Origin of the sequence: Janthinobacterium sp. AD80 (genome assembly GCF_002878455.1) — a bacterium.
Lineage (GTDB): Bacteria > Pseudomonadota > Gammaproteobacteria > Burkholderiales > Burkholderiaceae_D > Janthinobacterium.
Genome location: NZ_NRDQ01000117.1, coordinates 1 through 10,815 on the forward strand (window position 1 = coordinate 1; position 10,815 = coordinate 10,815).

At 65.4% G+C, this 10,815-nt stretch carries 12 protein-coding genes; 9 read left to right on the forward strand and 3 right to left on the reverse strand.

Annotated elements, in window-relative coordinates:
* Together JaAD80_RS20320 and JaAD80_RS20325 are read left to right on the forward strand one after the other, a co-directional pair.
* On the forward strand, positions 1 to 519 hold a 519-nt coding region (locus tag JaAD80_RS20320; protein WP_146012448.1), incomplete at its 5' end, for a M23 family metallopeptidase.
* A 162-nt stretch (positions 520 to 681) separates the two neighbouring features.
* Entirely contained in the window at positions 682 to 2,814 is a 2,133-nt protein-coding gene (locus JaAD80_RS20325; protein ID WP_180979505.1) for a TonB-dependent siderophore receptor, read from the forward strand.
* A 12-nt stretch (positions 2,815 to 2,826) separates the two neighbouring features.
* Here JaAD80_RS20325 and JaAD80_RS20330 read toward each other — a convergent pair whose 3' ends face one another.
* Together JaAD80_RS20330 and JaAD80_RS20335 are read right to left on the reverse strand one after the other, a co-directional pair.
* On the reverse strand, positions 2,827 to 3,957 hold the full coding sequence (locus tag JaAD80_RS20330; protein ID WP_102296722.1) for a hypothetical protein: 1,131 nt from the start codon (positions 3,955 to 3,957) through the stop codon (positions 2,827 to 2,829).
* Between the two features lie 71 nt (positions 3,958 to 4,028).
* Positions 4,029 to 4,289, reverse strand: coding sequence for a hypothetical protein (locus tag JaAD80_RS20335; protein ID WP_102296725.1), 261 nt, complete (start codon positions 4,287 to 4,289; stop codon positions 4,029 to 4,031).
* A 229-nt stretch (positions 4,290 to 4,518) separates the two neighbouring features.
* Here JaAD80_RS20335 and JaAD80_RS20340 point away from each other — a divergent pair, with 229 nt between their 5' ends.
* From JaAD80_RS20340 to JaAD80_RS20355, 4 genes are all read left to right on the forward strand, one after another.
* Positions 4,519 to 5,172 (forward strand): hydrolase, encoded by a 654-nt coding sequence (locus tag JaAD80_RS20340; RefSeq protein ID WP_102296726.1) that lies wholly within the window; start codon positions 4,519 to 4,521, stop codon positions 5,170 to 5,172.
* A gap of 67 nt (positions 5,173 to 5,239) precedes the next feature.
* Positions 5,240 to 7,090 (forward strand): amidohydrolase, encoded by a 1,851-nt coding sequence (locus tag JaAD80_RS20345; protein ID WP_102296728.1) that lies wholly within the window; start codon positions 5,240 to 5,242, stop codon positions 7,088 to 7,090.
* Between the two features lie 14 nt (positions 7,091 to 7,104).
* The gene (locus JaAD80_RS20350) at positions 7,105 to 7,302 is read left to right on the forward strand and encodes a DUF1427 family protein (RefSeq protein ID WP_102296730.1); all 198 of its coding nucleotides are present in this window, start codon (positions 7,105 to 7,107) and stop codon (positions 7,300 to 7,302) included.
* Complete coding sequence (locus JaAD80_RS20355; RefSeq protein ID WP_102296732.1) at positions 7,299 to 7,457, forward strand: XapX domain-containing protein; 159 nt, start codon at positions 7,299 to 7,301, stop codon at positions 7,455 to 7,457. Before JaAD80_RS20350 ends, JaAD80_RS20355 begins: the two co-directional genes overlap by 4 nt.
* A 53-nt stretch (positions 7,458 to 7,510) precedes the next feature.
* On the opposite strand, the gene JaAD80_RS20360 is transcribed toward JaAD80_RS20355, so the two are convergent.
* On the reverse strand, positions 7,511 to 8,293 hold the full coding sequence (locus JaAD80_RS20360) for an inositol monophosphatase family protein (protein ID WP_102296734.1): 783 nt from the start codon (positions 8,291 to 8,293) through the stop codon (positions 7,511 to 7,513).
* A gap of 195 nt (positions 8,294 to 8,488) precedes the next feature.
* Between JaAD80_RS20360 and JaAD80_RS20365 the strand changes: the two genes are divergently transcribed.
* The 3 genes from JaAD80_RS20365 to JaAD80_RS20375 form a co-directional block, all read left to right on the forward strand.
* A complete protein-coding gene (locus JaAD80_RS20365) occupies positions 8,489 to 9,262 on the forward strand; it encodes an RNA methyltransferase (protein WP_102296737.1) in 774 nt (257 codons plus the stop codon).
* On the forward strand, positions 9,259 to 10,161 hold the full coding sequence (locus tag JaAD80_RS20370; RefSeq protein ID WP_102296739.1) for a LysR substrate-binding domain-containing protein: 903 nt from the start codon (positions 9,259 to 9,261) through the stop codon (positions 10,159 to 10,161). The genes JaAD80_RS20365 and JaAD80_RS20370 overlap by 4 nt, the downstream gene beginning before the upstream one ends.
* Positions 10,162 to 10,252: 91 nt before the next feature.
* A partial coding sequence (locus tag JaAD80_RS20375; RefSeq protein ID WP_258003102.1) for an MFS transporter occupies positions 10,253 to 10,815 on the forward strand: 563 nt, incomplete at its 3' end.

Here is a 10,815-nt window from a genome sequence, read left to right on the forward strand (position 1 = left end):
CTGGCATGGCAGCCGGCGCAGGCCTGGTCTGCTGCGGCGTCCGTTGCCAACCCGGGCCAGGTTCCGGCCGCGGCGCCGGCACCGGAACCCTGGCGCAATCCGCTGGCCAGCATGCGCGTCACGGGCTTCTTTGGCGTCGTGCGTCCCATCACGCAGCGGGGCTTGCGCGGGCTGGACCTGGCGGCGCGGCGCGGCACGCCCGTGCAGGCCGTGGCAGATGGCATCGCCACGGTGACGCAGGACGCGTGGCTGGGCAAGGCCGTGCATATTGCCCATGGCGGCGGCCTGCAATCGGTGTACGCCCACCTCGACAGCGTGGCGCTGGCCGATGGCGCCATCGTCGTGGCCGGCCAGCATATCGGCACGGTCGGCGACACGGGCCGCGCCACGGGGCCGCACCTGCACTTCCAGGTGCGCCAGCATGGCCAGCTGCAAGATCCGCAAACCCGGCTGGCCGGCCTGGACGCCAACGCCAGCGCGCGCGCCCTGCGCATGCGCAAGGAGCAGTTCGGCCGCTGACGCCGACGAATTTTTCACCCAGGAACAGCAAGCGGGGGCGGATCCTGAGGATCCGGCCCCGGCATGATGCTCCCGGGTTTTACTGAAGTATCGTTGCATTGGCTGCCCGCAGGTCGGGTCAGCGCGCGAGCCGACGCCACCACCAACCTCTCAGGATTTCCCATGCGCTATACCTTGTTGCTGTGCAGCCTCGCGCTGCCATGGCCGGCCCACGTGCGTGCCGATGACGTTCTCCCTTCCGTGACGGTCAATGCGGGCAAGCTGGAGCAGCGCCGCAACGATACGGTGTCGACCCTCTCCGTCGGCCACGACGAACTCATACGCCAGGGCGACCGCAGCCTGTCCGACGCCCTGAAGCGCCAGCCTGGCATTTCCATCGGCGGCGCGCCCGGCGCCGCTGGCGGGCAAATCCAGATGCGCGGCCTGGGCCAGGGCTATACCTTGATCATGCTCGATGGCGTGCCCGTGCCACCGGGTTTCTCGCTCGATTCGCTGGACCCGGAACTGGTCGAGCGCGTGGACATCATGCGTGCCGCCACGGCGGAGTTTTCCGCGCAGGCGATTGCCGGTTCCATCAATATCGTGCTGAAAAAATCGGGCGGGCGGCGCGAGCGCACGTTCAAGCTGGGCGCGTCCGGCAGCCATGGCATGCCGGCCGGCAGCGCCACCGTGCAGTGGTCGGACAGGGATGGGCGCCTGGCATATGCGCTGGCCGGAACCCTCAGCCACACGGGGCGCCAGGCGCTGCTCGATGAGTGGAACCGCGCAGTCGATGCGGGCGGCAGGCCCACGCTGCTGCGCCATGCGCCGCTCACGGAACGCGTGACGAGCGACGGCATCGAGCTGGCGCCGCGCTTGCAATGGGCGCTGGAGGGCGAGGGCAGCCTGGCCTGGCAAAGCCTGCTCAGCGTGCGGCGCCTGGCCAGCCGCCGCCATGCGCTGGAAACGGCTTACCTGGGTGGCACTACGGCGTATCCCGACAACCAGGCGAATTTCGACCAGGACAGCGGCACCGTGCGCAGCGACCTGCACTGGCTGCGCAAGCTCGCGCAAGGCGCCAGCCTGGATGTGAAGCTGGGCGCCAGCGTCAACCACCGCGACAATGATTACCTGTTCCTGGGCAGGGGCGCGGCGCCGGGGCAGGGCTCGACGCGGCAGGTCGATTCGGGCGTGGACGAAGTGGGCGTGCAGGCCAGCGGCACCTACCGCCGCGCGCTGGGCCAGCATCACACGCTGGCCGCGGGCTGGGATGCGGGCCACCGGCGGCGCACGGAGTTTCGCCGCGAACGCGAACTGGCGCCGGGCGGGCCGCCCATCCTCGCGGACGAAGACTATACGGCCACGGTGCGCCGCCTGGCCCTGTTCGCACAGGATGAATGGGACATTTCCCCGCGCTGGTCGCTGTATCTGGGGCTGCGCTGGGAAGCCTGGCGCACGGCCAGCGCCACGGGCGATGGCCAGTCGGTCGACGTGGGCGCGCAGGTGTGGAGTCCCGTGCTGCAAAGCCTGTGGAAAATGCGCGGCAAGAGCCAGGTGCGCCTGGCCCTCACGCGCACCTACAAGGCGCCGCAGATTTTCGAGCTGATCCCGCGCCCGTACACGGTCGATAACGGCAACAGCCCCACGAATCCCGATAACCAGGGCAACCCGGCGCTGCGTCCGGAACTGGCTTGGGGCCTGGACGCCGCCTATGAGTATTACCTGGGCGAGGGCGCCATGCTGGGCGCCAGCGCCACCGTGCGCAAGATCAGCGACGTGATGCTGGACCGGCTGTACCAGCAGGGCGGGCGCTGGGTGGCCACGCCCGTCAATAATGGCAAGGCGCAGGTGCGCGGCATCACGCTGGAAGCCAAGCTGCCCTTGAAGGCGCTGCTGGCGGGCGCCCCCGCGCTGGATCTGCGCGCCAACGTGGCGCGCAACTGGTCGCGCGTCGATGCCGTCGCCGGCCCCGATAACCGTCTCGACAGCCAGCTGCCGTGGAGCGCCAGCCTGGGGGGAGATTACCAGCTGTCCAGCCTGCCCCTGAGCGTGGGCGCCGACCTGAACTATCAGGCAGGCGGGCGCTCGCGCGAGTCCAGCCAGCTGCTGGCCTGGCAGGGCGCCAGGCGCGAACTGGATATGTATGCGCTGTGGAAGTTCAGCGACAAGCTGCGCCTGCGCGTGTCCGGCGCCAACCTGCTGCGGCAGGACTACCGCACGCGCAGCCTGTATGCGGATGCTGCGGGCAGCACGCTGCGCACGGTCGATACGGGCACGTACCGCACGCTGCGCCTGATGCTGGAAGGGCCGTTGTAGCCGCGCCGTCTGCTACCTGAGCAGCATGTAGAAATCAGGATTGATCATGAAGCCATTGTCGGGGGCAAGGCGCCGCAGCACGGGCACGGGCGACTGGCCATCGATGTTGTTGATGGCGTCGAGCAGCGTTTGCGGCAGGACTGCGCGGTTCGTGTCCCAGCCGTTGCTGGCCGCATTGATGGCGCTGAGCATGCTCTGTACCATGTTGGGCATGCCGTCCTGGGTGCGCAGTTTCAGCTGCTCGCGCAGCGTCTGGTAATGCTGCTTGCCGCGCCTGTTCATGTCTTCCACCAGCTTGTACATATAGTACAGGGAGCTGCGCAGCGACTGCATATTGCGTTCGAGATCGCGCAGCAGCGCCTCGTAATTGAGCGGAAACTGATAGTGCGTGTCGATGTGCTGGCAGGCCAGCTTCAAGTTGTTGAGCAGGGTTTCGTCGCCCGCCATGCGATGGTCGTACATGCGCATCACAGGCGTGTTGTTCTTAATTCCTTGCAAGTAATTATCATTGTGCTTCAACATTTTTTGCAGGCCGGCGCTGGTCGGTGTCAGGCTGCGTGGCCGCGTCGACGGTTCGTGCTCAATGTGCTGCGCGCTTTGCAGCAAGATGTTGCTGGCGCCCATCGATGTGAGCGCCTGCTGGCCCGGTGTCTGTGCCATGGGCGCGCCATCGCGCAGCATATTCGACGGCAGCGACGTTTTCAGCAAGCCGGCCTTGCTTTTCAGGTGGCCGACGACGTGCGGATCGAACGTGACGGTATTGTTGCGCGTATTTTCCAGCGCCCAGCCGAACCACAGATTCATCGGTTCGGAAACACAGGCTTTTTCCAGGGTGCGGGGGCCGCCGCCGAAATGGTGCGTGACCATGCACGTCTTCAAAGTCTCGCTCTGCATCAACGCGCCCACTTCGGCGTACGCGGCACTGGCATTGCTCAGTAAATAGGCTATGCCCAGAAGGCGCGCATAGCTGCCGGCGGGCGTGGCGGCGCACTCGGTCAGCCTGCTGAGCACGTCGGCTTCGCGGATCTTGTGGCGCTTCTGAAAGGCGGAAGACATATTGCCGCCCACCTCGACATCGCCGATCAGCGACAGCGCGGCGGTCTCTGCGATGAACAGGTCGAAGCCCGACACGGTCAATTCCATGCTTACCTCCCCGGATACGATTCGAGCTGAAGCTTACGAAGAATTCTCGCGTCTTGCCAGTAACACGTGCGTTACATTGCCTCGTCCTCGGCGTCATGCACGCTGTGAGCGATGGTTGCGGCCTTGAAGTAGTCGCGCACGGCTTCCAGGCCATGCCACGGCTCCGGCCGCAGGTACTGGCACACATACAGGCCGGTGTCCGTCAGCCGCACATCCGTGTCGGGCATGGCGCCGGGCGCGCGTGGCGCCTGCGGCAGGGCCGCGATCAGCTGCGCGATGTGCTGGCGCTGTTCCTGCGCCAGGCTGGCCATGATCCTGAATTCAAATCCCATGCTTTCTCCTTGATATGCGGGGCGCTGCCACGGCACTTGTTACGCGTATTTTATATCATCGAAAAAATCGAATATAGCTTGGCATTCTTTCCGTTTTTGTTTTCGATTTGGTGCGTGCATACTGCATAGCACTGGCCCGGAACACACGATGTGAGACAAGGGCAGGAGCAAAGCAGCCGCACAGAGAACGCACTTTTTATATTCAATTATTTTCACTAAGGAAAACACCATGCCTATCGCCACCGCCCAAGCCGCCCAAAAACTGCTGACCCCGAACGACCATACCCTGATCATGATCGACCACCAGTCGCAGATGGCGTTTGCCACCCGCTCGATCGACCTGGCGCTGCTGCGCAACAACGCGGCCCTGGTGGCCAAGGCGGCTGCGGAATTCAAGGTGCCGGCCATCCTGACGACGGTGGCCGCGAAATCGTTTTCCGGCCCGATCTTCGATGAAATCCAGTCCGTCTTCCCGGAACAGGCGCCGATCGACCGCACCAGCATGAACACCTGGGAAGATGCGCGCATCGCCGACAAGGTGAATGGCTACGGCAAGGGCAAGATCGTGCTGGCCGGCCTGTGGACGTCCGTGTGCATCGTCGGCCCCGCCTTGTCGGCGCTGGAGCAGGGCTTTGAAGTGTATGTGATCGCCGACGCCAGCGGCGACGTCTCCGATGAAGCCCATGCGATGGCCATGCAGCGCATGATACAGGCGGGCGCGCAGCCGCTGACGTCAGTGCAATACCTGCTGGAACTGCAGCGCGACTGGGCCCGCGGCGAGACCTACAATGAAACGGTGGCGACGGCCGTGGCGCACGGCGGCGGTTATGGCCTGGGCCTGATCTACGCCAAGTCCATGTTCAACGCCAGCGAAGGCCATTGATTTTTCACTGACTCCGGCTCCGCCACCCGCCGGCGGGGCCGTGTTTTCACCTGATCCGGGAGTTCCCATGCACGCAGACACGATTTTACTCAATGGCCGTTTCCACACGGTCGACAAGACGCAGCCCCTGGCGTCCGCCGTCGCCATCGCCGATGGCAAATTTCTCGCCGTCGGCGACCTTGAAGACGTGATGCGTCATCGCGGCCCGGCCACGCAGGTGATCGAGCTCGGTGGCCGCACGGTGATTCCCGGCCTGAACGACTCGCATCTGCACCTGATACGCGGCGGCTTGAACTACAACCTGGAACTGCGCTGGGAGGGCGTACCTTCGCTGGCCGACGCCTTGCGCATGCTGAAAGAACAGGCGCTGCGCACGCCGAACCCGCAATGGGTGCGCGTGGTGGGCGGCTGGACGGAATTCCAGTTCGCCGAAAAACGCATGCCCACGCTCGATGAAATCAACGCGGCCGCGCCCGACACGCCCGTCTTCATCCTGCATCTGTACGATCGCGCGCTGCTCAACCGCGCCGCCCTGCGCGCCGTCGGCTACGACAAGAACACGCCGAACCCGCCCGGCGGCGAGATCGTGCGCGATGCGGCCGGCAATCCGACCGGCCTGCTGATCGCCCGCCCGAACGCCATGATCCTGTATGCCACGCTGGCGAAAGGCCCGAGCCTGCCGCGCGAGCTGCAAGTGAACTCCACGCGCCAGTTCATGCGCGAATTGAACCGCCTTGGCGTCACCAGCGCCATCGACGCGGGCGGCGGCTTCCAGAATTATCCCGAGGACTATGCCGTCGTCGACGAGCTGGCGCAGAAAGAGCAGCTGACCATCCGCATCGCCTACAACCTGTTCACGCAAAACAAGGGCGCGGAGCTGCAGGACTTCCAGAAGTGGACCGGCATGATCAAGCCCGGTGACGGCACGGATTTTTACCGGCATAACGGCGCCGGCGAAATGCTGGTCTTTTCCGCCGCCGACTTCGAGGATTTCCTCGAACCGCGCCCCGAACTGGCGGCCGGCATGGAGGATGAGCTGGAAAAGGTCGTGCGCCACCTGGTCGAGCAGCGCTGGCCCTTCCGCCTGCACGCCACCTATGACGAATCGATCAGCCGCATGCTCGACGTGTTTGAAAAGGTCAACCGCGACACGCCGTTCGCCGGCCTGCACTGGCTGTTCGACCACGCGGAAACCATCAGCCCGAGCAATATCGACCGGGTCAAGGCGCTGGGCGGCGGCCTGGCCATCCAGCACCGCATGGCCTTCCAGGGCGAGTATTTCGTCGAACGCTATGGCGCCGAAGCGGCGAAAGCGACGCCGCCCGTGCAGCGCATGCTGGACGCCGGCGTGCCGGTGGGCGGCGGCACGGATGCCACGCGGGTCGCCAGCTACAACCCGTGGACGGCGCTGTACTGGCTGGTATCGGGGCGCACCGTGGGCGGCCTGGCCCTGACGGATGCGGCGGGCAGATTGTCGCGCGATACGGCGCTGGAGCTGTGGACGGCGGGCAGCGCCTGGTTCTCCAGCGAGCAAGGCAAGAAGGGGCGCATCCGCGTGGGCATGCTGGCCGATTTGAGTGTCCTGTCGGCCGATTATTTCGCCGTGCCGGAAGAGGCGATCAAGTCCATCGAATCCGTGCTGACCATGGTGGGCGGGAAAATCGTCTACGGCCAGGGGCAATTTTCGACCCTGGCGCCGCCGCCGATTCCCGTGCTGCCCGAGTGGTCGCCCGTGCGTACGGTGCCCGGCCATTACCGGCCCGTGGCGAAGCAGGCGCAGGACGCCATGCCGCACCAGTGCGCGGGCGCCTGCGGCGTGCATGCGCATGCGCATGACCGGGCACGCAAGTCGGCCGTGCCGATTTCCGATTTTTCCGGCTTCTGGGGCACGCTCGGTTGCAGCTGCTTCGCATTCTAGACAAGGAGTGAGCCATGCGCTGCAAGAAAGTCATTCTGGGTTTGCTGCTGGCCTTTGTGGTGGGCTTCGTTTGCCAGCTGGCGCGCATTCCCGTGCCGGCGCCGCCCGTGCTGGGCGCCGCGCTGCTGGTGTTTTTGACCAGCTGCGGCTACTGGCTCACGGGCCTGTACCTGCAGCGCCGCGAGCAGGCGGAAAAGCGGGAGGCGCCATGAACGTCATGCTGGCCGGATCGGTATTGGGCGTGCTGGTGGGCGTCGTGTGCCGCTGGTTCGACCTGCCATCACCCACGCCACCCACGCCGACGGGCGCGGCGATGGTGGTGGCCATGACACTGGGATTCGTGGTGGCGGGGCAGGTCAGCCCCTGAATGTAAAAAAACCGGCCAAGGCCGGTTTTTTCATGGATGCCGCGTGCGCAACCTTATGCAAATGGCGTCAGCAGGGTAATCATCTGGCCAAATATCTTCGGGCTGGCGGCGATGACGTCGCCCTTGTACAGGTAGTCCGATTCGCCGGAAAATTCACCGACGATGCCGCCCGATTCCGTGATCATCAGCGCGCCTGCGGCGATGTCCCAAGGCTTCAGGCCTTTTTCGTAGAAGCCGTCCAGGCGGCCGCAAGCGACGTAGGCCAGGTCCAGCGCGGCCGAGCCGGCGCGGCGTACGCCCTGGCTGCGTTCTGCCATGATCTGGTACATTTTCAGGTATTCGTCCAGCGCGCGGGCGCTGCCGGCCACGTAGCCGGTGCCCAGCAGGGCGTTCGAGATGCGGTCCAGCTTGGTGACGCGGATGCGCTTTTCGTTCAGGTAGGCGCCGGCGCCCTTGGTGGCCGTAAACAGGTCGTTGCGGACCGGGTCGTAGATGACGGCTTGCGTGACGACGCCGCGATGCGCGAGCGCGATCGAGATGCAGTATTGCGGGAAACCGTGGATAAAGTTGGTGGTGCCATCGATCGGGTCGATGATCCACTGATATTCATTCTCGTCGTGCGAGTTGGCGGAAGCGCCCGATTCCTCAGCCAGGAACGCGTGGTCCGGGTAGGCTTTGGACAGCACCTCGATGATGGCTTGTTCGGCCGCCTGGTCGACGTCGGTGACGAAATCGTTATGTTGTTTTTCCGTGACGACGACGCGGTCGAGGTCAAAAGAGGCGCGATTGATGACGGCGGCGCCGCGGCGGGCGGCTTTGATCGCCGTGTTGAGCATTGGGTGCATGTGAGCTTCCGTTAAAAGCACGCGACCGCCCAAGGTCGCCTTGCGGCGCCGGTACGATAGAGTGCAAGAATGAATTAAAGAGCGGAGCGGTGCCGAAGTGGTTAAAATCCCGGCCTGGAGTCAGCGTTGTGTGACTCCGTTTCCCGAAATTTCCTGTATCGATACCGCGCAATAGCGCTATTTTAAATGAATCTGCCCGAAATCAACACGTCTCTTTTCAAACGCCTGCGATTTATTCTTGTCGAAACTAGTCGCTCTGGCAACATTGGCGCCGTCGCGCGGGCCATGAAAACGATGGGTTTTTCCGATCTGGTGCTGGTCAACCCGCGTTTTCCCGATGCCCTGACGGATGCGGAAGCGGTGGCCTTTGCCAGCGGCGCGCAGGATATCCTGGCCGGCGCGCGCATCGTCGGCTCCATCGCCGAGGCGCTGGAAGGCTGCAACTATGCGGCGGCCGTCTCGGCCCGTTTGCGTGAATTCTCGCCGCCCGTCACCAGCCCGCGCGCCATCGCCGGCCAGCTGGCCGCCTGCACGGACTTGCACGCGGCCGTCATCTTCGGCAACGAGCGTTTCGGCCTGCCCAACGAGATCGTCGAGCAGTGCAATGTGCTGATCAACATTCCCGCCAATCCTGACTATTCCTCGCTGAACCTGTCGCAGGCGGCGCAGGTGGTCGCCTATGAATGCAGGATGTCGGCCCTGGAAATGGCCGATGAGGCGCCGGCGGCCAGCCCCATTGGTTTTCATGGCGATGCGGCCAGCCTGGCGCAGATCGACGGCATGTATGCGCATCTGGAGCAGGCCTTGGTCGCCATCGATTTCCTCGATGCCGACAATCCGAAAAAACTCATGCCGCGCCTGAAGCGCCTGTTTTCGCGCACGGGACTGGAAACGGAAGAAGTCAACATCCTGCGCGGCATTTCCCGGCACATCCTGGCTGCGGCGAAAAAAGGCCCATGATAGAAACCCGGCTGCTGCGCCAGTTCATCGCCGTCGCCGAGGAACTCAATTTCCGCCGCGCCGCCGAACGGCTGCACATGGCGCAGCCGCCCCTGTCGCAGGCCATTCTGCGGCTGGAGGAGATGCTCGGTTATCCCGTATTCGAGCGCACCAACCGCAAGGTCAGCCTGACGCCAGCCGGTACGGCTTTTCTCGCCACGGCGCGCCAGGTGCTGGCCGCGCTGGAAGAGGGCGTGGCGGCCACGCGCCGTGTGGCGCAGGGCATAGCAGGCCATTTGCGCCTGAGCTTTATCCACATCACGCCGTATGCCCACGTGCTGGACGCCTTGCGCGCATTCCGCGCCGCCTCGCCCGCCGTGCAGTTCACCCTGCGCGAAGCGTCGACGCAGCAGCAGGTCGAGTGGCTGGAGCGGGGCGAGACCGATATCGCCCTGCTGCGCGCGCCGGGGCGCAGCACGCCGGGCTTGCGCTTCGAGCGCCTGTGCGGCGAAGACATCATGCTTGCGCTGCCGCCGGGCCACCCCTGCGCGCACCAGGCGAGCGTGGATCTGGCGCACCTGGCGCAGGACGATTTCGTCGCTTCGCCACGCGAGCTGGGCCAGGGCTTCCACGACCAGCTGGCCAGCCTGTGCCTGCATGCGGGCTTCGTGCCCAGGGTGGCGCAGCAGGCGCGCCGGCTGCAAACGGTGCTGGGACTGGTGGCGGCCGGCTTTGGCGTGGCGCTGCTGCCCGCCAGCCTGGCCGGCAGCGCGCCAGCGGGCGTGGTCATGCTGCCGCTGCACGGCGATGCGCCCGAGCCGCTGCGCCAGCTCGACCTGTACATGGCCTGGGACCCGCGGCGCGACTCTCCCGTGCGCGAGCGTCTGCTGGCGCAGTTGCGGCACTGTTCCGCTCATTGAGACTTTGAGCGTCTCATTTCAAGATAAATAAGATATTTTACAGATGGCGGGCCAGCGGCCAGCATGGTGTTTTGACTCTACTGGAAGCGCCATGTCCACTGTTTATTCACGCGCTGCTGTCTCGGCTGTCGCGCTGCCACCGTCCATCTACCTGCTGTCGCTGTGCAGTTTTGCCTTCGGCCTGTCCGAATTCATCGCCGCCGGCCTGCTGTCCGGCATGGCGCGCGACCTGCACGCCAGCGTGGCGGCGGCCGGCGGCGCCATTGCCGCGTATGCGCTGGGGGCGGCCATCGGCGCGCCCATCCTGACGGCCGTGCTGTCGCGCCGCTCCGAACGCCAACTGCTGGTGGCCACCATGCTCGTGCTGGCGGCCGGCAGCGTGGCCATGGCGGCAGCGCCGGCGCTGGGCGCGCTGCTTTTTGTGCGCTTTGCCGTCGGCCTCGCGCATGGGGTGTTCATGGCGGTCGCCTCGCATGCGGCCACCAGCCTGGTTGATCCTTCGCGCGCGGGCAGGGCGCTGTCCATCGTCTGGCTGGGCCTGACCCTGGCCCTGGCCGGCGGCGTGCCGCTGGGAACCTGGCTTGGGGCATTGTCGTCCTGGCGCTGGGTGTTTGCCGCCATCGGCGCGCTGGCCCTGTGCGGCGGCGCCGGCCT